Here is a 19,067-nt window from a genome sequence, read left to right on the forward strand (position 1 = left end):
GGCCGTGCGCACCGACATTCAGCGCAATAATAATCCCTTTCAAGCAGTCGTTTCCCGCCTCATGTCTTCCACTAATTCGCCCTCCATCATTGCGATTTCCGGGGTTACCAAGACCTATGCCACCGGCTTCAAGGCGCTGAAGGAAATCAACCTCGACATCGAACGCGGCGAGATCTTCGCGCTGCTGGGGCCGAACGGCGCCGGCAAGACGACGCTGATCTCCATCGTCTGCGGCATCGTCAACCGCTCGTCGGGCACGGTCACAGTCGATGGTCATGACATCAACAGGGATTACCGCGCCGCGCGCAGCCTGATCGGGCTTGTGCCGCAGGAGCTGACCATCGACGCCTTCGAGACGGTGTGGACGACGGTCAATTACAGCCGCGGCCTGTTCGGCAAGGCGCCCAACCCGGGCTTCGTTGAGAAGGTGCTGCGCGACCTCTCGCTGTGGGACAAGAAGGACGCCAAGGCGATCACGCTGTCTGGCGGCATGAAGCGCAGGCTGATGATCGCAAAGGCGCTGTCGCACGAGCCGCGCGTGCTGTTCCTCGATGAGCCGACCGCCGGCGTCGATGTCGAGCTGCGCCAGGACATGTGGGCGATGGTGCGCCGGCTGCGCGACGACGGCGTCACCATCATCCTCACCACGCATTACATCGAAGAGGCCGAGGCGATGGCCGACCGCGTCGGCGTCATTAACAAGGGCGAGATCATCCTGGTCGAAGGCAAGGCCGAGCTGATGCGCAAGCTTGGACGCAAGCGGCTGCTGCTGGAGTTGCGCACGCCGCTGACCGCCGTTCCCGATGCTTTCTCGCGCTATAGACTGGAGCTGTCGCCCGATGGCACACAGCTGACCTACACCTATGACAATCAGAGCGAACGCCCCGGCGTCGCCTCGCTGCTGCGCGAGCTCGAGGCGGCCGGCATCCAGTTCCGCGACATGGACACGCAAAACAGCTCGCTCGAGGAGATTTTCGTCAATCTGCTGAGGCAAGAACCATGAATTGGCGCGCAGTCTGGGCGATCTACCGGGTCGAGATGGCGCGAGCCTTCCGCACCGTGCTGCAGAGCATCGTCTCGCCGGTGATCTCGACATCGCTCTATTTCGTCGTCTTCGGCTCGGCCATCGGCTCGCGCATCACCGAGATCGACGGCATCAGCTACGGCGCCTTCATCGTGCCCGGCCTGATCATGCTGTCGCTGTTGACGCAGTCGATTTCCAATGCCTCATTCGCCATCTACTTCCCGAAATTCGTCGGCTCGATCTACGAACTGCTGTCGGCGCCGGTGTCCTATCTTGAGATCGTCATTGCCTATGTCGGTGGCGCGGCGACCAAATCGATCATCCTCGGCCTGATCATCCTGGCGACAGCTTCGCTGTTCGTGCCGCTGCATATCCAGCACCCGTTCTGGATGCTGGCCTTCCTGGTGCTGACGGCGGTGACCTTCAGCCTGTTCGGCTTCATCATCGGCATCTGGGCGAAAAGCTTCGAGCAGCTGCAGCTGGTGCCGCTTTTGATCATCACGCCGCTGACCTTCCTTGGCGGCAGCTTCTATTCGATCAATATGCTGCCCGAGGTCTGGCGCACGGTGACGCTGTTCAATCCGGTCGTCTATCTGATCAGCGGCTTCCGCTGGAGCTTCTATGGCAAGTCGGATGTCTCGGTCGGCATCAGCCTCGGCATGACCGTGGTGTTCCTCGCCATCTGCATCGCCATCGTCGCCTGGATATTCCGGACCGGCTACCGGCTGCGCAATTGACGAACCGTGGCTTCGGCCAAGGGCTAGATCGCCTTGATCAGGCGCAGCAGGCCCAGCATCTCGACCAGCGTGCCTTTGCGGGAGGCGATGTAGGTCGGCTCTTCGACGCCGTGGAAGCGGCGCTTGAACGCCGCCTGGCCCTTGAGGTTGAACTTGCTGCGGTTGACCCAGGGCGATTCATAGGCGCGCTCGAAGGCGTTGCGCCAGAAGCTCGATTCGGCAAATTCATTGGCCCCCACGTCGAGCATCGGCGACAGGCCGAGCGTGACGACGGAAATGCCCTCGCCGCGAAAGCGGTCGACGGCGAATTTGGTCAGGCCGATTTCGGCATGCGGCGAAGCATCGATATGCTTGCGCTTGAACGAGGTGGTGTAGCCGATCACCTTGCCGTCCCTGAACAGCGGATCGAAATCGAGCAAGGCGACGAGTTCGCCTTCCGGGCTGTAGAGAACGAAACGGCGCATATCGATGCCGAGATGATCCGCAAAGGGGCGGTTGAGGAACGCCATCTCCCAGCGCTTGACGATGCGGTCGGCCCGCCAGTTCTGCGACAGGCGCTGGACCTCGTCGAGATAGACCGCTCCCTCGCCAAAGGAAAACCCCTTCTTCAACAGCCAGCGTTCGGAATAGCGCACGGTTTCGTTGCGCTTGCCGGAAAAGTCGTGCGCGGGAAGCTCCAGCCGCGTGTCGATTCCGAGACGGTTGACCTGGTAGCCGAGCCCGGACAGCACGCGCGCCGTCGGTTCGCCGATCTGTACGAACCACGGGCTGTCGGCGGCTTCGACGAAGCGTCTTATGTAGTCGGGCCGATCGGGCGGATAGGCCACCGGGTCACCGAGCGCGAAATGGTGCTTCATCTTGGTGCCGAAGGCGATATAGCCCTCAGTGTCGCCGAAATAGGACAGTTTTTGCTGTACGGCGGTCGAATAGGCCAGCGAGAAGTCGCCGTGCCGGCGGACCAGCGCCAGCCGCTCGACATGCGACAAATCCTGGCGCGGCACCTTGGCTGCAGCGCCCTCCAGCAGTCTGTCGAGAAAGATACGCAAGGAGGGCATGGTCGAGCTTCCGCGTGCCGATGATAAACAGAGGCCTGCCCCCAAGGCCTCGAATCAGTCGCATTGACGCGACCTCATTATCGATCATATCGCCCATGTGCCATACAGGACGTGCCATACAGGACGGGTCCCCATGGCGCAGCTAAAAGGGAATCTCGACCGAATGGCGGCAACGACAAGCGAAACGATCCCTATCGTCCGAGGGCCGAAAGGCTCTGATGAGACGGTGATCGTCATCGGCGCCGGGGCGGCCGGCTTGGCAGCTGCCGACGCGCTTGGCCGGCGCGGCATGGCGGCGGTTGTGCTGGACAAGGAACAGCGGATCGCCGAACCGTGGCGGCGACGGCACGAGAAGCTGACCCTCAATACGCATCGCGCGCTGTCGGCCCTGCCCGGTCTCGCCTATCCATCGCGCACCGCCGCCTTTCCGAACAAGGATGTCATCGTTGGCTATCTCAATGATTTTGCCCGCGCCCGCGGCATAAGGGTCGAATTCGGCACCGCCGTCGAACGGATCGAGCGCAACGGCGGCCACTGGCTCGTCCATACCAGTCAAGGAGTGCTGAGCGCACGACACGTCCTCGTTGCCACCGGCCGTGACCGCTTGCCGTGGACGCCGGACTGGCCGGGCAAGGCGTCCTTTTCGGGCAAACTGATCCACGCCGCTGATTTCGGCACAGCGGAGGACTATGCGGGCAAAAAAGTGCTGGTGGTCGGCGCCGGAAATTCCGGCTTCGACGTGCTCAATCATCTTGCCCGCGCTGACACAGAAGCCGTGTGGCTGTCGGCCAGGCAAGGTCCGTCGTTGATGCCGAAGCGGATCGGCAAGGTTGCTGTCGCGCGTTTCGGCGGCTTCATGGCGATGCTGCCGACGTGGTTTGCCGACGCCGTGATCGCCGCGACGCAACGCCTGGTGTTTGGCGACCTCACCCGCTTCGGCCTGCCGCCGGCGCCGAAAGGCGGCGCCAGCCGGCTCGGCGTCGAGCAGATCGCGATTGCCGTCGACGACGGCGCCGTCGCCGCGTTGAAGGCCGGCCGGATTTCGGTGGTGGCGCCGGTGACGGCCTTCGAAGGCGCGAGCGTGCGGTTGAACGACGATACGGTGATTGAGCCGGATGTGGTGATCGCAGCGACCGGCTATCGCACCGGCTTGGAGGCCATGCTGGGCGATCTCGGCGTGCTCGACGCCAAGGGCGTGCCGAAAGCCAATGGTGGCACGCCGAGCGGCCAGCCCGGCCTGTGGTTCATCGGCATGCGGCCCAGCCTGACCAGCTATTTCCACAGCGCCGGCCTGCAGGCCGAAGCGATCGCCAGGCAGATCGTCAGAGGGTCGTAGCGGCCTTGGCGATTGGCCGAGGCACCCCGTCCCTTCGTCATCCACGGGCGAAGCAAGGAGCGAAGCGACGCAGCGCAGACCCGAGGACAAGGCGGTGCAGGTTCTGCTCCGCTGCACTCCACGGCCAAGGTCGCGGCATGGATCGCAGGGTCTTCGCGACGCCGCTGCGCGGCTGCTCCGCCCAGAGACGACGAAGCTGAGAGGCTCCGGCCTCCTGACCGGGGCAGTCTTGATTCCATTACTTGCCTTGTTATATAACATGTTATGGTTGTGCAAAGAGCGGACCCACCAATGGAAGACATCATTCGATCTCTTGGCTACCTCACCCTCGGCAGCAGGCTGAAGCGGATCGGCGAGCAGTTGCAGGCCGATACGCAGCGCATGCTCGATGGTCTGGAGGTGCCGGTCCAGTCGAGCCAGTACCCGCTGCTGGCCGCGCTCGACCGGCTGGGGCCGCTGCCTGTCGGCGAACTGGCGCGGTCGCTCGGCATCACCCAGCCGGGCGTGACGCGCAGCGTGGCGCTGCTGGCCGAGCTGGGGTTGGTCGAGGTCATCCAGTCGGACGGCGACCAGCGCCGCAGGATGGTCTCGCTGACAGGGAATGGTCAGCGTCTGGTCGACAGAGCGAAGCGGGACGTGTGGCCGCGCATCGAGAATGCCGTCGCCGACCTGTGCAAAGGCCTTGCAGGGCCGCTTCTCGAACAACTCTTGGCCATCGAGGACGGCCTGGCGGCGGCCCCGCTCGATCGCCGTGTGAAACAAGGTGTCGCGCCATGAGCCATATCCTCGACCGTCCCGTCTGGAGCGCGCTCGACACGCGGCATCGAATCTTTGCCAATGGCGACAAGCTCGCCAAGCGCTATCCCGCGTCGATCGTCCCCTTCGCCGCCACCGCGACGGACGATGCCGAAAGCCTGCAAGCCTTCGCTAGGCTGGTTTCGCCAGGCGAAAGCGTGATCATGGCCCAGGCCGACGCCATCGCCCTTCCGCAAGGCCTGTCGGCAATCTCGACCGCCGATGCCGTGCAGATGGTCGCTGAGAAGCCCTTGCCGGCCGTGTCGGACGAGCGTGTGCAGCAGCTGACGCTGGACGATGCGGCCGAGATGCTCGCTCTGGCATCGCTGACCAAGCCAGGCCCGTTCACGCTCAAGGCGTTGAGTCTGGGCGATTTCTGGGGCGTAAAGATCAATGGCAGGCTGGCGGCAATGGCCGGCGAGCGCATGAAGCAGCCCGGCTACAGCGAACTCAGCGGCGTGTGCTCGCATCCGGACTTTCGCGGCGGCGGCCTTGGCCGGCTGCTGTCGGTGTTCGTGTCCAACCGGATCATGGCGCGCGGCGAGGTTCCCTACCTGCACGCCTATGCCAACAATGCCAACGCGATCGGATTGTACGAATCCATCGGCTTCCGGCTGAGGTCAAAGATGAACGTGGCCGTCGTGCAGCGCGCCAGCTAGGCCGCCTTTGGGGGCTCAGGCTGATTTCGGCTCCAACCGGCGGAAACCGACGGTTTCCATAAGCATTTCCTCCTCGACCATCCCGGCATTGTGGAGCGCGAGCAAGTTCAGCGCGATCTCCCGCGCCTCGGCCGAATCGGGATGCACGTCGCGCCTGCGGCAGGCCTCGTCGAACACACGTTGCAGCTTGGCGATGTCGTCGGGCCTGAGCAGGCCACGGTCATAAACAGACTTCGGCATGGCAGCCTCCTCCACAAGACCTAGGGCGCCAAGAATAAATGTCCAATCTTTCCCGAGGCTTGAGTAGAGCAGTCGCCTGGATTTGGGTGACTCCGGCCCGAGCGTCGGCAATCAGACTGCGATCTTGCTGCCACCCACCCGGGTGCCTCTGGGTCGGGCCTGTTCCACCGCAGTCTGCTTGACGTGCCGGCACGCTTGCGAAACAAGGGCTGCCACAAACGACAGCGAGGCACAAAAGTGAGTTTCTGGGGACTGGCGCAGCTCGTCATTTCGACGGTCATTTTCCTTTTGGCGGCAATCGCGGCCAAGCAATGGGGGCTGGCGCCGAGCCTCGGCAAGATCCTGCTGACGCTGGCGCTCTATACGGCGGGCAATCTGATGATGCTGCGGCTGGTCCGCGAGTTTGGCATGTCGGTGTCGTTCAGCCTGTCGGCGGTGATCCAGCTGGTGGCGGTCAATGCGGTGGCGCTGGTGTTCTTCGGCGAACGCGTCAACGCCTTGCAGGCGACCGGCATTGTGCTGGCGATCGGCGCGGTGGCGCTGATCACGCTCGGGCCCTATCTGCAGGGGCGACTATAGTCCGATGAAGGTCGCCATCCGTACCCTCGCCAACTGGATCGAATTTCCGGTGCTGCTCGCCGGACTGATCATCGCCGGCGGATTGTGGGGGTTCGAGGAATTGATGGAGGTGGCGCGCGACACCACCCCGCATGCTTTCGATACCGAGATCCTGCTCGCCTTCCGCCAGGCCGGCCATCCCGACGTTCCGGTCGGCCCGCTCTGGCTGCAGGGAGCGATGCGCGACATCACCAGCCTCGGCAGCTCCACGGTGCTGGTGCTGATCGTGGCGGCGGTGATTGTCTATCTGCTGCTGATGCGCAAGGCAGGAACGGCGCTGTTCATCCTGGTGGCGGTGGCCGGCGGCCAGGCGCTGTCCAGCCTGTTGAAAGCCGGCGTCGACCGGCCGCGCCCGGACCTTGTCTCGCACCTCGTCACAGAGACGTCGCTGTCATTCCCAAGTGGCCACGCGATGGTCTCGGCGGTGACCTATCTGACACTCGGCTCGCTGGCTGCGCGGTTCCTGCCGGGACGTACGACCAAGATCTTCGTGCTCTGCCTGGCGGTTTTGACGACGCTGCTGGTCGGCGTCAGCCGCGTCTATCTCGGCGTCCACTGGCCTTCCGACGTGCTCGCCGGCTGGTGCGCCGGCTTCGCCTGGGCAATGCTGTGCTGGCTGGCAGCGCGGCTGCTGCAGCGGGGGCATGCGGTGGCGGATAGTGACAGCGAGCTGGAAAAAAACTAACGGTCCGGAGCGGCAATCAGATCAGCTCGCATCTCCGGCGCCTTCTTCTTCGACGCAGCCTCGACCGTCGGCACCGTGCTCGACCGGATCGCCGACCAGCGCAAGAACTTCATCCTCGATTGCTCGGCGGTGCCGTTCTTCGATTCCACCGCGGCCAATGTCATTGAAGGCGCCGCGCACAAGGCGAAGCGCGCAGGGGTGCGTTTCATCATATCAGGCGCCTCGCCGCAGACGCGTCGCACGCTCATCAACCACGGCGTCAAGCGGCCGCTGGTGACCTTTGCCGCCTCGATCAGGGACGCGCGGGCGCAACTCGACGCCGCGCCCGCTGGCTGAAGCGGCAAGTGTGCCCTCTCAGTCGAGGCTCAGCGCCGCGACCTCGCCCTCATTCATCAGCGGCGCGAAGATCCTTTCGCCGTCGGTGCCGATGTCGGCGCTGCCCGGCTTGAAGGTGGCGACCGCTTCCGGCGTGCCGCCAACCTTGTAGCGATAGAGCGTGCCGGTCATGTAGGCGGTAGCGTAGATGCTGTCGCCGATGGTGATGACGCCGTCGAGGTCGGCAAAGTTTTGTGCGCCCGGCAACGGTGAAACCGTCTTGCTGGCGAGATCGACCGACAGCAGGCCGCCGGGTTCGGCGGTGCTGAAATCGGCCTTGATGCCCTTGCCCCAGGACGCCACGATCAGCCTACCTCCTTCTGCAAAGATGCCGTTGGGTGCGGCGAGCTTCGCGTCCTTGACGAACAGCTCGGACTTGTCGCCGTCGATGCGGTAGATGGCGTCGGCCAGCATATCGGTGACATAGATTTTGCCCGAACTGTCCGATGTCACGTCGTTGAGGAAGACGGAGCCAGGCACATCGATGGTCGACACGAGCTTGCCGCTGGCGAGATCGACGACGCGCACCTTGGTTATATCGGCGACGTAGAGCTTGCCGCCGGAGATCGCCGAGCCTTTCGGTGCATCCATGCCGTCGGTCCAGTGCTGGGCGATGGTCTTGCCGTCCGGCGACAGCACCGAGAGATAACCGTTGCCGTCAGCTTCGCCGGGATTGCCGACGATGTTGGAGACGATGATGCGATTGTTGGCGGCGTCGAATAGCGCCGATTCCGGCTGCTGGAAGCCAGAGGCGCGCCAGACTTCGCCGGCCTGGGCGACCGGTGCAAGCGCGATGCCGAAGGCGGCGAAACAAATCGAGGTGATGAGGGTTTTCATGGCCAGGTCTCCTGATGACGGGCGGAGAGCTAGAGATTTCGATACTTTTCGGAAAGTCCGATTGTCGCTAGTATCGAAACCTGATACCAAATGGCGCAAAAGAGGTGCATCCCATGAATGGCCTGATCTTCGAGGCGCTGAAGCGGACGCTGAAGGCCAAGGGCGTCACCTATCGCGACCTTGCCGAGCGGATGGGCGTTTCCGAGCCGACGGTGAAGCGCATTTTTCACGAGCGCAATTGCAAGCTCGACCGGTTGGTGGAGATTTGCGCTGCTGCCGGAGTCGAGCTGGAAAACGTGTTGGGTTCGATGAACAGGGGACCGGGACCGGTCAACCGCATCGCACCGGAGATCGAGCGCAAGCTCGCGGGACGGCCGGCGCTGCTGTTCATCTTTGTCATGCTGTCGGAGAAATTCACGCCCGAGGGCGTCATGCGCTCGCAAGGCCTGAGCGAAGCCTCGATGTTCCTCTATCTGCGCGATCTCGAAGCGCTCGGGCTGATTGCGCTGGGCAGCGGGCTGTCGGCGCGGCTGCTGATCGACACGCCGATCCAGTGGAATTTCGAAGGGCCGCTCAGGCCGCTGTTCGAGATGACCAACAAGAATTTCATCGGCTGGGCGATCACCCATCTGGAGCGGGAAGCGACCTTCGTCTCGTTCTCGCGGCGGATGCGGCCGGAGACCGCGGAGATGGTGAAGCGCGAGGCCGAGGAACTGGCCGATCGCGTCAAGCTGCTCGCTCATCACGACCAGCACACGACGCCGGAAGACGGGCTGACCGGCTACAAATGGACGTTTGCTTTCGGCGCAACGCCGTTTCCGGCGATCATGCCGATCGGCCCGCACCCCAGGGATGCCGGAGCGTTCGACCGGCCCGCGGCTCCTGCAAAGGGACGCCGTCCTTTGCCGGCCTGACACGGCCAAGCCACCGCCTGTCCTGCTTCGGTTTTCAACATGATCTTTTGTCTGGACGTCTTTGCTCTTTGCAGCCGCATTTCAAAAATGAAACCACATTGATGATAGAGTTCGCGCACTGATTTGCCAGACTGTAGAGGTCGGGTTTGCCGAATGCGTGACACGTCCCCGTGAAATCGAAGTGATCCCATGCCGACCGCGCCAACACTTGAACTTCGCCGCTATTCGCGCCTGAAAAATTTGCGGGCGCGCGCAGAACGCCAGGGTGCTGCATTGCAGTTCTGGGCGCGTACGGCATCGCTCGCCGTGATCTCCTGCTTCTTTTCAGTGATCAGCCGCTGGGATGCCTCGCTGCTCTTCGTGCTGGCGGGCCTCGCGCTGTTCCAGCTCATCGGCCTGATCCAGTTTCGCTTTGCGCGCCGTCGCACGGCGCGATGGTGGATCGGTTACCTCGTCGGTACGCTGGACATCATTCTGTTGACCGTTCTGCTGATAACGCCCAACCCGTTTTCACAGGAGGTCGCGCCGGCCGCGATGCAACTGCGCGAGGGCAGCTTCAAATTCCTGCTGATTTTCGTATGCCTTGGCGCGCTGACCCTTTCGACACGATTGGCGCTCTATCTCGGCGCGCTCGCGGCCTTGACGTGGACGATCGGCGTGGGATGGGTGATTTTTCGTCCCGGAACCGTCATTCCGGCGACGAACCTCTATTCGATGCCGATGACAGAGCGACTGAACCTCTATCTCAACCCCAATTTCGTCGATACATTCGCGCAGGCGACCAATTTGTTGGTCGTGCTGATTATCGGCGCAATCATGGCGCTGGTCGTCTCTCGTTCCCGACATCTGTCGGAAGACTATGTCAAGGCAGAGCGCGCCCGCGCCAATCTCGCCCGGCATTTTTCGCCCAATGTCGTCGACCAGCTCGCCACGGATGACGAGCCCTTCGGCCCGGTCCGCCGGCAGGATATCGCGGTGCTGTTCGCCGACATCGTCGGCTTCACACACTATTCCGAGGATCATCCGGCCGAAGCAGTGTTCGAACTTCTGCGTCAGTTCCACCGTCGCATGGAGCAGGTCGTTTTCGACCACCAAGGCACCGTCGATAACTATATCGGCGATTGCATCATGGCGACATTCGGGGTTCCGCAAGCCAGCCATGACGACGCGACTCGGGCCATCCAATGCGCTGAAGCAATGATCGCCGCTCTCGAAGACTGGAATGTGCAGCGGGTGTCCAGGGGATACCCGTCGCTGGACGTTCGGATCGGTGCACAATATGGCGCTGTCGTCATCGGCGCGGTCGGCAGCGAGCGCAATCTGTCCTTCGCGGTGGTGGGCGACACCGTCAACGTCGCCAGCCGTTTGCAGTCGCTCTGCCGTGAGCTCCAGGCGAATATTTGCTTTGGGTCACGACTGATTGAGGCCGCGAAGGCGGAATCGCCCACGACACAGTTGAATGCGCGCGATCATGGTCCGGTGAGCATCCGCGGACGGGACGAGCCGGTCCATGTCTGGGTCGAACACAGAGCCGAAGACCAGGGCGCTATTGCGGTTTCGGCATGATGCGAGCCGCGCCAAGCCATCAGGTGTCTGAGGCGATTGCGCCAGCCTTCGCGGCTGCGACGTCTGTGCTTGCCTTGTCGTCCCATGTCACCGTCCGGTAGTCGAAGCCATATTCCAGCGTCGGTTTGACGATGCGGAAAAAGGGCGACAGGTCGAAATCGCGCGGCGTGTAGAGCGAATGGTGGCGGATGTGCAGGATTTCCTTGCGCATATAGGTCGACTGCGCCGAGGCGCGGCCGGGTGCGCGGGTGATCTCGGGCAGGATCGGATAGCGGATCTCGCCATAGGCCTCGGCAATCAGCGTCGAGCAGATGGCGCGCGTCGGATCGCCCGAGCCGAAAGCCAGCATGCGGCGGCGCCAGCGCACCGGCACCGGCGGTGCCGGCAGGAAAAAGCGCAGCATGTCGAAGATGTTCTTGAGGTCGTATTTCAGACCGAGCTTGCCGATCATGAAGGCGACGACCTTGTCGCGGTCTTCCGGCGTCAGGCCGCTCGCGCGACAAATGCGCGTGTTGTAGGTGCGGTAGCGCGACAGCGGCACGGCGACACAGCCTTCGCCGAGCGTAACCTCGATCAGGCGCGGCCGCTCCGACCCATCAGCGGGTTCGGACAAGGCATCGCCAACATAGAAGGCGGCGTGCGACCATGTCGACTGGGTCAGGTATTTGATGGCCGCGGAGATCTTCTGGTTGCCCTCGATGAGCAGGATGTCGCCGGGTTCGAGCGCGCGACGCAGCGTCTCGGCGTCGGACGGCGTGTAGGGCTCATAGCCGGAGGATTCGTCCTGCAGCCGGCCGGCAAGCCAGCGGCCAAGTCGGTCGAGAAGCGTTTCGGCGGGCGCGGTCATCGTAGAGCGTGACTAGCACAGGCCGACCGGCAAGGGCCAGCGCGCCGTCAACCGACCGGAACGCCCGTCTCTTCCTGCGGCGCTGGGCCGGCGAGGTCGTCGCGCGCATTGCGGGCAAGTTTCTTTGTCGAGCGCTTGGGGTTGTCGCCGAACAGGTCGGCGGCCCCGGCGAGACAGGCCTTCTTCAGGCTCTTTTCCGAGCGCTTCAAAAGCTTGCCCAGAAGCTTTGTGTCCTGGGCATCACCGAGCGGTTCGTCATCGGCTTCGAGCAGGGCGCGCATGACGAAGACATCGTGCAGTTCGCCCAGCTTTTCGCCCAGTTCGTCGACCGCCTTGCGCCGCACCTTGATCGGCGTCGGCCACAGCCGGCCGAGCAGCGACAAATGCATCGAGTGGGTCTTTGCCGCCTTGCGCAGGTCGTGGAAATCCTCTGCCGCGCCGCGCGATCCCGCTCTGTCCAGCGCCTTCCTGGCGCGGCGCAAGGTCTTGCGGGCGCCGTCGGCGAGCACGTCGGCGGCGTGTTCGGGCAAATCCGGGAGCAGCAGCCGCTCTATCCGGACCAGGCCTTCCTCGCAGGCGGCGGTCGCAGCACCTATGGCGGCGTCGAGGCCGGCGCCGGCATGCATTTCATGCTGGCGGGCAATAAGCCGATCGCGCACGCTGTCGAGGCCGCCGCCGGCAACATGCTCAGGAAAGGCGGCCGCCAGCCGGTCGATGGTCTCGACCAGCGCGGTTGCTTCACGCGGACCCGCCAGCAGGGCCGCCACCTGGCGGTAGCACTGGTTTTCAGTTTGGCAAAACGTTTCGTTACCGGAATGGACCAGGCGCAGCAAGGCGCGCGCGCTCTTGAGCCGCTTGCGGCATTTGTGCAGTGCCTGCTCCGGTCGGTCGTGCGCCGCAGCCAGATGCGCAAGCGCCTTGCCGATTTCCTCGCCAAGGATGCGTCTGACCTCGCCGGTCAGCGGCAGGCGCGGATCGATGCGAAAACTCATGCGGCGATCTCCGGAATCCCCCCAAGGGCGAGCGACGCGTTGTAAAACCTTTGCTCGCCGGTCACTTCGCGGCCGAGCCAATCAGGCAGCATTTCGTCAGGTACATCCTCCGGCGTCTCAAGCTCGGCCACCACCAAGCCAGCAAGAATCCCGCCGAAAACATCGACTTCGTAGAGATAGCCGCGATGCCTAACATGGTGGCGTGTCTTCTCGATGACATGTCCGATGGCGAAGGCCAGCATCTCCTCGGCATCGGCCAGCGGGATCGGATATTCGTATTCGTCGCGCTCGCGGGCGCGGCTGCCGAATTTGAGCGTCAGTTTCGCCGAGGTGCCGTCGCTGATGCGCACCCGCACGGTGCGGCCGGGGGCTGCGGCAAGGTAGAACTGGCGAATGCGGATATCCGCCTCGGCCAGATTGCGCCATTCAGCGCTGGAGACCAGGAACTTGCGTTCGACTTCCTTGCCCATGGCCGCGCACTAAAGCGTCTGCGGCTCGACATGGCAAGCCGGCACAGAGAATCAATTTGACTTTAATCAATCGATTGATTAAATAGCTGGCATGATCAAACCAGCACTCGACAAAATTCCCCGCCAGGAGACATCGCCCGCCGAGCAGACGCGCGCCGCACTCGTGCTGGCCGCGCTCAAACTGTTCGGACGGCAGGGCTTCGACGGCACCTCGACGCGCGAGATCGCGGCGGAGGCCAAGGCTAATATCGGCTCCATCGCTTATCATTTCGGCAGCAAGGAAGGGCTACGCGCGGCCGCCGCCGACCACATCGTCGAGACCATCCAGGCAATCGCCGGACAAGCGATCGGAACTGCGCCGGCTCAGTCCACTCCCGAGGCTGCCAGGGCGCAGCTGTTCGCGGCGCTGGAGCGCATGGTGGGGTTCATCGTCGCGAGTCCCGAGGCTGGCGAGATCGTACAATTCGTACTCCGAGAGCTCTCGCATCCCACAGCGGCGCTCGACCGCATCTATGCCGGCGTGTTCGAGCCGACGCATCGGCGGCTCTGCCAGGTCTGGGAACAGGCGACCGGCGAGCCGGCCGAGAGCGAGGCCACCAAGCTCACGGTCTTCACGCTGATCGGCCAGGTCATCTATTTCCGCATCGGCCGCGAGGCGGTGCTGCGCCGAATGGGCTGGCGCGAGATCGGCGCTGCGGAAGCCGCCAAGGTGGTGGCGGTCGCCACCAACAACCTCGAGGCCATGCTGGGCGCGCGCAAGGCCGCCGCCCGCAAGGAGGGCAAGCGATGAGTTTTCTCTGTTCCCTGCCGCTCGCGGCCCAGCTGTTCAGCGCCTGCGCGCCGGCGGCACCCCTGGCCGTCGGCTATGTCGAGGGCGAGTATGTCTTGCTGGCGCCGATCGAGGTGGCGCAGGTCGAGACCGTCAAGGTCAAGCGCGGCGACCGTGTCGAGCCCAACACGCCGGTGGTGACGCTGGAAAGCGCCGACGCCAAGATTGCCGTGGCGCAAGCCGAAGCGGCGCTCGCCCAGGCGCAGGCGCAGCTTGCCGATCTGCAGGTTGGCAAAAGACCGGAAGAGATTGCCGTGCTGAAGGCCGAGGTCGACATGGCCCGCGCGCAAGCCACCGACGCCAGGCGCCGCTATGACCGCGCCAGCGATCTGTTCAAGCGCGGCACCGGCACGCAGGCCGACTACGACACCGCGTCGGCGACGCTAGAGACGGCCAATGCGCAGGTCGGCCAGGCGGAAGCCAATCTCGCGGTCGGCGGCCTGCCGGCGCGGCCCGAAACGATCAAGGCGGCCGACAACCAGGTCAAGCAGGCGCAGTCGGCGCTGGAACAGGCTGAGTGGCGGCTGTCGAAGCGGGTGCTGGCGGCGCCCTCGCCCGGCCGCGTCAACGACGTCATCCGCAACCCCGGCGACACCGCCGGCCCGACCGCGCCCGTCATCTCGATGCTGCCCGACGGCGCCGTGAAACTCAGCGTCTATATCCCGGAAAGAGCCTTTTCATCGATCAAGGTCGGCACGCTGCTTTCCGTCCATTGCGACGGCTGCGGCGAGGGCGTGAAGGCGCGCGTCAGCTATGTCTCGCCCGATCCGGAATTCACCCCGCCGGTGATCTACTCGCTCGAGAACCGGCAGAAGCTGGTCTACCTCGTCGAGGCGCGGCCGGAGGGCGAGGCACAAGCGCTGCAGCCGGGTCAGATCGTCGATGTCGAGCTGGCGGCCTCGACACAATGAACGCCATTGACGTCCATGGCCTGGTCAAGCGTTTTGGCGACAAGACCGTTGTCGACCATGTGACGATGTCGGTGGCCGAAGGCGAGATCGTCGGCTTTCTCGGGCCGAACGGCTCGGGCAAGACGACGACCATTCGCATCATGTGCGGCCTGCTGACGCCCGACGAGGGCGAAGGCACGGTGCTGGGATTCAACATCCGCACCGAGTCGCTCCGCATCAAGCGCGAAGTCGGCTACATGACGCAGAAATTCTCGTTCTACGAGGATCTGACGATCGGCGAAAACCTCGAATTCGTGGCGCGGCTCTACCGGCTGAAGCCGGTCGAGGAGCATGTGGCGCGCACGCTGGAAGAACTTGGCCTGACGACGCGGCGCAACCAGCTCGCCGGCACGCTGTCGGGCGGCTGGAAGCAGCGCCTGGCGCTGGCTGCCTGCATCATGCACAAGCCGAAGCTGCTGCTGCTCGATGAGCCGACCGCCGGCGTCGACCCGAAGGCGCGGCGCGAGTTCTGGGACGAGATCCATCGCCTCGCCAGCGGCGGGCTGACGGTGCTGGTCTCCACCCATTACATGGACGAGGCCGAGCGTTGCCACCGCATCAGCTACATCTCCTATGGCAAGATGCTGGCCACCGGCACGGTGGACGAGGTGGTGAAGAATGCCGGGCTGACCACCTTCGTGCTGCAAGGGCCGCGCCTCGACCAGGTCGCCGATGCTCTGAAGGAACGGCCGGGCGTCGACCAGGTTGCGCCGTTCGGCGCCACGCTGCATGTCGTTGGCTCCGATAAGGCATCACTCGAAAAGGCGCTCGCCGATGTCGAGAAGGAGCATAAGGGCGTTACCGTAAGACCCGGCGAAACCAGTCTCGAGGATGTGTTCATCCAGTTCATGTCCGGCTCGAAGGACAATATGGCATGAACAGCGTCTTCTCCTTCGCCAGGCTCGGTGCGCTGCTGATCAAGGAATTCATCCAGATGCGGCGCGACCGCATCACCTTCGCCATGATGCTGGGCGTGCCGCTTTTACAGCTGGTGCTGTTCGGCTATGCCATCAACAACGATCCCAAAAGCCTGCCTGCCGCACTCGTGGCGACCAGCAACGACCCCTACACGCGGGCCATTGTCGCGGCCCTGCAGACGACCGGCTATTACCGCTTCGACCATGTCGCGCAAAGTGCCGAGCAAGCCGAATTCCTGATGGCGCGCGGCGACGTTTCCTTCGTCGTCACCATCCCCGCCGATTTCGGCCGCCGGGTCGAACGCGGCGACAATCCGCAGATCCTGATCGAGGCCGACGCCACCGATCCGGCCGCCGCCAGCGGCGCCATCTCGACTCTAAGCACGGTCGCCAGCCAGGCGCTGCTTCGGGCGCAAGGCATGCAGGAGGCGGCGGCCGAGAACGCCAGGGGCCAGCTCGACGTGGTGGTGCACCGGCGCTACAACCCGGAAGGCATCTCGCAATACAACATCGTTCCCGGGCTGCTCGGCGTTATCCTGCAAATGACCATGGTGATGATGACCTCGATCGCGCTGACGCGCGAGACCGAGCGCGGCACGATGGAGAACCTGCTGGCCATGCCGTCCAGCCCGCTCGAGATCATGCTGGGCAAGGTGCTGCCCTATCTGGCGGTCGGCGCGGTGCAGGTGGTGGTGGTGCTGGCGGCGTCGAAGCTCTTGTTCGCCATCCCCTTCACCGGCTCGATGTCGCTGCTGCTCACTGCCGTGCTGGTGTTCGTGCTGGCGCTGGTGCTTCTCGGCTACACCATCTCGACCATTGCCCGCACGCAGATGCAGGCGCTGCAGCTGACCTTCTTCTTCTTCCTGCCGTCGATCCTGCTGTCGGGCTTCATGTTCCCCTATCGCGGCATGCCGGGCTGGGCGCAGATCTTTGGCGAGATTTTCCCGCTGACGCATTTTTTGCGCATCACCCGGGCGGTGATGCTGAAAGGCGCCGAGCTGCCGGCGGTGGCGGGCGAGATCACCTGGCTGGTTGCGTTCGTGGCTTTGTTTGCCGGCGTCGCATTGGTGCGGTTCAGGCGAACACTCGACTAGACGCTATGGGTTGAGTGACCGCGGACCGCTTACAAAAGCGCTACCCCTGACGTAAAATCGCAGCGGGCGGTCTGCATCCTTGGTAATGCCGATGCGGATGCCTTGGCCGATGTCGCCGGCTTGATGCTCATCTTCGGCCAGCCATAGCGGGCCTTGCCGGCACAGATCGAGGCCGTCGAGCGAACGGTCGATCCGCAAGGCCTGGGCAAGCCGTCCCGGCCCGCGCGCCAGGTCACGCAAGCGCTCGACACCTCGGTTCTCCCGCATAAGCGGAATGCCTTCGAGCGGTTCGAGAGCCCGGATCAGGACGCCGGTGCCGGTGCCCGGTCCCTCGCTCGAAACATTGAGCATCCAGGAGACACCATAGGCGAGGTAAACGTAGGCGTAACCGGCCTCGAGAAACAGCGAACGGTTGCGCGGCGTCATGCCGCGATAACCATGGCCGGCGGCGTCGCCGACGACATAGGCTTCGGTCTCGACGATGCGGCCGCTAACGATGCCTTCAGGCAGTTCTCGGACCGCCACCTTACCGATGAGATAGCGGGCGAGGGCGGCTGTATCACCCGGGAGTTCGGCGCGGTCGAGCGGGCGGTGGCCGGTCATGCTATCGCCGCCTGGCTTCAAGATATCCGCTCGACCCATTGCGCGCGCGAAGGTCCCGGATCGAACGGGTCGCCAAAATACTGGGTCTCGCGGGCCACCTTGCCATCGACGAACTCCATGATGCTCACCGTATAGGAGGGTATCCCGTCATAGGTCAGGACATATTCGGTGATCCAGAGATCGCCTGAGCCGGTGATCCGCCGCACCGCGAAGCGCTTCTGATTGGGCTGCGCGGCACGCGACGACTGGATGTTGCGCCGCCCACGAATGCGCTCGCCCGACTGCGGATAGTCGAGCACCGCGTCGTCGCGATAGATCTGATGTTCCGCCTCGAAATCATTGGCATCGGAGGCCATCCAATGGCGATCCAGAGCCGCTCTTATGTCAGAGTCTGCCATCTCGGTTATCAGGCCGCGGCCATGATCTCGGCATAGGTGCTGAAATCGACATTGCCGCCCGACAGCACCACGGCCACGCATTTGCCCGACAACTCGATCTCGCCTGACGAGAGTGCTGCCAGCGCGACGCAGCCGCCGGGCTCGACCACCAGCTTGAGATGGGCCATGGCGTCGCGCATTGCTTGCGCCGCCGCCTTGTCGGAGACGGCGATCGCGCCGGCCAGGTTCTTGCGGTTGATCTCGAAAGTGATGGCGCCAGGCTCAGCGGTGAGGATGGCGTCGCAGATCGAGCTGTGGCCGGGTTCGTTCGAAACCCTTTTTCCCTCGATCAGCGAGCGGCGGGTGTCGTCGAAATGCTCGGGCTCCACCGCCCAGACGGCCGTATCCGGCGAGGCGTCTTTGACCGCAATCGAAATGCCGCTCGACAGGCCGCCACCACCGCAAGGGATGAGAACCGCGTCGAGGCTGACGCCGAGCGCCTTGGCCTGGCGCATCAGTTCGAGGCCGATCGTGCCCTGGCCTGAGATGATGGCCGGATCGTCGAAGGGCGGCACCAGCACCATGCCTTTGTCCATATAGGGGCGCACCACGGTCATGCGGTCGTCGCGAAAGCGGTCGAACGGCACCACCTCGGCGCCCATCTTGCGGACATTGCCGATCTTCATCGCCGGCGCGTCGGCCGGCATGGCGATGACCGCCTTGACGCCGAACATTGCGGCGGACGTGGCGACGCCTTGAGCATGGTTTCCGGAAGAAAAGGCGACGACGCCGCGGCCGCGCTCTTCCTCGCTCAGCGTCGACAATTTGTTGTAGGCGCCGCGGAACTTGAACGAGCCGGTGCGCTGCAGCGTCTCCGGCTTGAACAGGATGCGGCCGCCGAAGCGCTTGTTGAGTTCCGGCGATTCGATCAAGGGCGTTTCGACGATCAGGCCGGAGAGTCGCGCGGCGGCGGCGTGGATGTCGGCAATGCCGGGAAGCGTGGTCATGACGAAGTCCTGAGAGGGATGAGATCGGCGCATGGTGCACGCAAAGGCAGGCCGCGCACCAATGAAAAAATGTGACCGTTACAAAGTTTGGCGGGCATGAGCGGCGAGGAGGAGGGTCAAACTGGCCCACCTCTCCCGCC

At 63.9% G+C, this 19,067-nt stretch carries 22 protein-coding genes and 1 pseudogene; 14 read left to right on the forward strand and 9 right to left on the reverse strand.

Features of this window, described 5'->3' with window-relative positions; translation table 11 throughout:
- Positions 1-61 precede the first annotated feature (61 nt).
- Together AC1D1N_RS04335 and AC1D1N_RS04340 are read left to right on the forward strand one after the other, a co-directional pair.
- Positions 62-1,003: an ABC transporter ATP-binding protein gene (locus tag AC1D1N_RS04335; protein ID WP_477346831.1), complete on the forward strand. Its 942-nt coding sequence runs from the start codon at positions 62-64 to the stop codon at positions 1,001-1,003.
- On the forward strand, positions 1,000-1,761 hold the full coding sequence (locus tag AC1D1N_RS04340) for an ABC transporter permease (protein WP_477346833.1): 762 nt from the start codon (positions 1,000-1,002) through the stop codon (positions 1,759-1,761). The genes AC1D1N_RS04335 and AC1D1N_RS04340 overlap by 4 nt, the downstream gene beginning before the upstream one ends.
- 23 nt (positions 1,762-1,784) lie before the next feature.
- Here the strand turns inward: AC1D1N_RS04340 and AC1D1N_RS04345 are convergent, their stop codons facing one another.
- Positions 1,785-2,816 (reverse strand): phosphatidylglycerol lysyltransferase domain-containing protein, encoded by a 1,032-nt coding sequence (locus tag AC1D1N_RS04345; protein WP_477346835.1) that lies wholly within the window; start codon positions 2,814-2,816, stop codon positions 1,785-1,787.
- A gap of 133 nt (positions 2,817-2,949) precedes the next feature.
- Between AC1D1N_RS04345 and AC1D1N_RS04350 the strand changes: the two genes are divergently transcribed.
- The 3 genes from AC1D1N_RS04350 (at position 2,950) to AC1D1N_RS04360 (ending at position 5,606) form a co-directional block, all read left to right on the forward strand.
- Positions 2,950-4,152: a flavin-containing monooxygenase gene (locus tag AC1D1N_RS04350; RefSeq protein ID WP_477346837.1), complete on the forward strand. Its 1,203-nt coding sequence runs from the start codon at positions 2,950-2,952 to the stop codon at positions 4,150-4,152.
- A gap of 291 nt (positions 4,153-4,443) precedes the next feature.
- Positions 4,444-4,929: a MarR family winged helix-turn-helix transcriptional regulator gene (locus tag AC1D1N_RS04355; RefSeq protein WP_477346839.1), complete on the forward strand. Its 486-nt coding sequence runs from the start codon at positions 4,444-4,446 to the stop codon at positions 4,927-4,929.
- The gene (locus AC1D1N_RS04360) at positions 4,926-5,606 is read left to right on the forward strand and encodes a GNAT family N-acetyltransferase (RefSeq protein WP_477346841.1); all 681 of its coding nucleotides are present in this window, start codon (positions 4,926-4,928) and stop codon (positions 5,604-5,606) included. The genes AC1D1N_RS04355 and AC1D1N_RS04360 overlap by 4 nt, the downstream gene beginning before the upstream one ends.
- Before the next feature lie 15 nt (positions 5,607-5,621).
- Here AC1D1N_RS04360 and AC1D1N_RS04365 read toward each other — a convergent pair whose 3' ends face one another.
- Entirely contained in the window at positions 5,622-5,846 is a 225-nt protein-coding gene (locus tag AC1D1N_RS04365) for a hypothetical protein (RefSeq protein ID WP_352557828.1), read from the reverse strand.
- Between the two features lie 237 nt (positions 5,847-6,083).
- Between AC1D1N_RS04365 and AC1D1N_RS04370 the strand changes: the two genes are divergently transcribed.
- The 3 genes and pseudogenes from AC1D1N_RS04370 to AC1D1N_RS04380 all read left to right on the forward strand — a co-directional run.
- Complete coding sequence (locus AC1D1N_RS04370) at positions 6,084-6,425, forward strand: hypothetical protein (protein WP_112559074.1); 342 nt, start codon at positions 6,084-6,086, stop codon at positions 6,423-6,425.
- A gap of 4 nt (positions 6,426-6,429) precedes the next feature.
- Positions 6,430-7,149, forward strand: a complete 720-nt coding sequence (locus AC1D1N_RS04375) for a phosphatase PAP2 family protein (protein ID WP_477346843.1) — start codon at positions 6,430-6,432, stop codon at positions 7,147-7,149.
- A gap of 27 nt (positions 7,150-7,176) precedes the next feature.
- Positions 7,177-7,485, forward strand: a pseudogene (locus AC1D1N_RS04380) (sodium-independent anion transporter); the annotation flags it as partial.
- An 18-nt stretch (positions 7,486-7,503) separates the two neighbouring features.
- Here AC1D1N_RS04380 and AC1D1N_RS04385 read toward each other — a convergent pair.
- Positions 7,504-8,361: an SMP-30/gluconolactonase/LRE family protein gene (locus tag AC1D1N_RS04385; RefSeq protein WP_477346845.1), complete on the reverse strand. Its 858-nt coding sequence runs from the start codon at positions 8,359-8,361 to the stop codon at positions 7,504-7,506.
- A gap of 113 nt (positions 8,362-8,474) precedes the next feature.
- On the opposite strand from AC1D1N_RS04385, the gene AC1D1N_RS04390 reads away from it, so the two are divergent.
- Positions 8,475-9,275 (forward strand): helix-turn-helix domain-containing protein, encoded by an 801-nt coding sequence (locus tag AC1D1N_RS04390; RefSeq protein WP_477346847.1) that lies wholly within the window; start codon positions 8,475-8,477, stop codon positions 9,273-9,275.
- A gap of 189 nt (positions 9,276-9,464) precedes the next feature.
- Positions 9,465-10,841 carry an adenylate/guanylate cyclase domain-containing protein gene (locus AC1D1N_RS04395; protein ID WP_477346849.1) on the forward strand — a complete coding sequence of 459 codons (1,377 nt, stop codon included), beginning with the start codon at positions 9,465-9,467 and terminating at the stop codon, positions 10,839-10,841.
- A gap of 19 nt (positions 10,842-10,860) precedes the next feature.
- Here the strand turns inward: AC1D1N_RS04395 and AC1D1N_RS04400 are convergent, their stop codons facing one another.
- From AC1D1N_RS04400 to AC1D1N_RS04410, 3 genes are read right to left on the reverse strand one after another with little or no spacing between them, the layout of a single operon-like run.
- Positions 10,861-11,688: a C40 family peptidase gene (locus tag AC1D1N_RS04400; RefSeq protein WP_477346851.1), complete on the reverse strand. Its 828-nt coding sequence runs from the start codon at positions 11,686-11,688 to the stop codon at positions 10,861-10,863.
- Between the two features lie 47 nt (positions 11,689-11,735).
- Positions 11,736-12,680 carry a CHAD domain-containing protein gene (locus AC1D1N_RS04405; protein WP_477346853.1) on the reverse strand — a complete coding sequence of 315 codons (945 nt, stop codon included), beginning with the start codon at positions 12,678-12,680 and terminating at the stop codon, positions 11,736-11,738.
- A complete protein-coding gene (locus AC1D1N_RS04410) occupies positions 12,677-13,150 on the reverse strand; it encodes a CYTH domain-containing protein (protein WP_112559067.1) in 474 nt (157 codons plus the stop codon). Before AC1D1N_RS04410 ends, AC1D1N_RS04405 begins: the two co-directional genes overlap by 4 nt.
- A gap of 91 nt (positions 13,151-13,241) precedes the next feature.
- On the opposite strand from AC1D1N_RS04410, the gene AC1D1N_RS04415 reads away from it, so the two are divergent.
- The 4 genes from AC1D1N_RS04415 to AC1D1N_RS04430 are packed head-to-tail and all read left to right on the forward strand — an operon-like array spanning position 13,242 to position 16,940.
- On the forward strand, positions 13,242-13,940 hold the full coding sequence (locus tag AC1D1N_RS04415; protein ID WP_477346855.1) for a CerR family C-terminal domain-containing protein: 699 nt from the start codon (positions 13,242-13,244) through the stop codon (positions 13,938-13,940).
- Positions 13,937-14,890: an HlyD family secretion protein gene (locus AC1D1N_RS04420; RefSeq protein ID WP_477346857.1), complete on the forward strand. Its 954-nt coding sequence runs from the start codon at positions 13,937-13,939 to the stop codon at positions 14,888-14,890. The genes AC1D1N_RS04415 and AC1D1N_RS04420 overlap by 4 nt, the downstream gene beginning before the upstream one ends.
- Positions 14,887-15,807, forward strand: coding sequence for an ABC transporter ATP-binding protein (locus AC1D1N_RS04425; RefSeq protein ID WP_477346859.1), 921 nt, complete (start codon positions 14,887-14,889; stop codon positions 15,805-15,807). The genes AC1D1N_RS04420 and AC1D1N_RS04425 overlap by 4 nt, the downstream gene beginning before the upstream one ends.
- Entirely contained in the window at positions 15,804-16,940 is a 1,137-nt protein-coding gene (locus AC1D1N_RS04430; RefSeq protein ID WP_192257116.1) for an ABC transporter permease, read from the forward strand. Before AC1D1N_RS04425 ends, AC1D1N_RS04430 begins: the two co-directional genes overlap by 4 nt.
- Positions 16,941-16,943: 3 nt before the next feature.
- Here AC1D1N_RS04430 and AC1D1N_RS04435 read toward each other — a convergent pair whose 3' ends face one another.
- The 3 genes from AC1D1N_RS04435 to AC1D1N_RS04445 are packed head-to-tail and all read right to left on the reverse strand — an operon-like array spanning position 16,944 to position 18,927.
- Positions 16,944-17,543, reverse strand: coding sequence for a DNA-3-methyladenine glycosylase (locus tag AC1D1N_RS04435; protein ID WP_436257482.1), 600 nt, complete (start codon positions 17,541-17,543; stop codon positions 16,944-16,946).
- Positions 17,544-17,560: 17 nt separating this feature from the next.
- Complete coding sequence (locus tag AC1D1N_RS04440) at positions 17,561-17,941, reverse strand: nuclear transport factor 2 family protein (protein ID WP_477346861.1); 381 nt, start codon at positions 17,939-17,941, stop codon at positions 17,561-17,563.
- A gap of 8 nt (positions 17,942-17,949) precedes the next feature.
- Complete coding sequence (locus AC1D1N_RS04445; protein ID WP_477346863.1) at positions 17,950-18,927, reverse strand: threonine/serine dehydratase; 978 nt, start codon at positions 18,925-18,927, stop codon at positions 17,950-17,952.
- Between the last annotated feature and the right edge of the window lie 140 nt (positions 18,928-19,067).

The organism is Mesorhizobium sp. P2_B5 (genome assembly GCF_056404775.1).

What these genes read in the sequence shown, in the direction of transcription:
- AC1D1N_RS04360 (WP_477346841.1), top strand. Translation starts at nt 4,926, where the DNA reads ATGAGCCATATCCTCGACCGTCCCGTCTGGAGCGCGCTCGACACGCGG.
- AC1D1N_RS04425 (WP_477346859.1), top strand. Translation starts at nt 14,887, where the DNA reads ATGAACGCCATTGACGTCCATGGCCTGGTCAAGCGTTTTGGCGACAAG.
- AC1D1N_RS04365 (WP_352557828.1), bottom strand. Translation starts at nt 5,846, where the DNA reads ATGCCGAAGTCTGTTTATGACCGTGGCCTGCTCAGGCCCGACGACATC.
- AC1D1N_RS04400 (WP_477346851.1), bottom strand. Translation starts at nt 11,688, where the DNA reads ATGACCGCGCCCGCCGAAACGCTTCTCGACCGACTTGGCCGCTGGCTT.
- AC1D1N_RS04340 (WP_477346833.1), top strand. Translation starts at nt 1,000, where the DNA reads ATGAATTGGCGCGCAGTCTGGGCGATCTACCGGGTCGAGATGGCGCGA.
- AC1D1N_RS04445 (WP_477346863.1), bottom strand. Translation starts at nt 18,927, where the DNA reads ATGACCACGCTTCCCGGCATTGCCGACATCCACGCCGCCGCCGCGCGA.
- AC1D1N_RS04395 (WP_477346849.1), top strand. Translation starts at nt 9,465, where the DNA reads ATGCCGACCGCGCCAACACTTGAACTTCGCCGCTATTCGCGCCTGAAA.
- AC1D1N_RS04405 (WP_477346853.1), bottom strand. Translation starts at nt 12,680, where the DNA reads ATGAGTTTTCGCATCGATCCGCGCCTGCCGCTGACCGGCGAGGTCAGA.
- AC1D1N_RS04420 (WP_477346857.1), top strand. Translation starts at nt 13,937, where the DNA reads ATGAGTTTTCTCTGTTCCCTGCCGCTCGCGGCCCAGCTGTTCAGCGCC.
- AC1D1N_RS04385 (WP_477346845.1), bottom strand. Translation starts at nt 8,361, where the DNA reads ATGAAAACCCTCATCACCTCGATTTGTTTCGCCGCCTTCGGCATCGCG.
- AC1D1N_RS04410 (WP_112559067.1), bottom strand. Translation starts at nt 13,150, where the DNA reads ATGGGCAAGGAAGTCGAACGCAAGTTCCTGGTCTCCAGCGCTGAATGG.
- AC1D1N_RS04440 (WP_477346861.1), bottom strand. Translation starts at nt 17,941, where the DNA reads ATGGCAGACTCTGACATAAGAGCGGCTCTGGATCGCCATTGGATGGCC.
- AC1D1N_RS04415 (WP_477346855.1), top strand. Translation starts at nt 13,242, where the DNA reads ATGATCAAACCAGCACTCGACAAAATTCCCCGCCAGGAGACATCGCCC.
- AC1D1N_RS04435 (WP_436257482.1), bottom strand. Translation starts at nt 17,543, where the DNA reads ATGACCGGCCACCGCCCGCTCGACCGCGCCGAACTCCCGGGTGATACA.
- AC1D1N_RS04335 (WP_477346831.1), top strand. Translation starts at nt 62, where the DNA reads ATGTCTTCCACTAATTCGCCCTCCATCATTGCGATTTCCGGGGTTACC.
- AC1D1N_RS04375 (WP_477346843.1), top strand. Translation starts at nt 6,430, where the DNA reads ATGAAGGTCGCCATCCGTACCCTCGCCAACTGGATCGAATTTCCGGTG.
- AC1D1N_RS04345 (WP_477346835.1), bottom strand. Translation starts at nt 2,816, where the DNA reads ATGCCCTCCTTGCGTATCTTTCTCGACAGACTGCTGGAGGGCGCTGCA.
- AC1D1N_RS04355 (WP_477346839.1), top strand. Translation starts at nt 4,444, where the DNA reads ATGGAAGACATCATTCGATCTCTTGGCTACCTCACCCTCGGCAGCAGG.
- AC1D1N_RS04430 (WP_192257116.1), top strand. Translation starts at nt 15,804, where the DNA reads ATGAACAGCGTCTTCTCCTTCGCCAGGCTCGGTGCGCTGCTGATCAAG.
- AC1D1N_RS04350 (WP_477346837.1), top strand. Translation starts at nt 2,950, where the DNA reads ATGGCGCAGCTAAAAGGGAATCTCGACCGAATGGCGGCAACGACAAGC.
- AC1D1N_RS04390 (WP_477346847.1), top strand. Translation starts at nt 8,475, where the DNA reads ATGAATGGCCTGATCTTCGAGGCGCTGAAGCGGACGCTGAAGGCCAAG.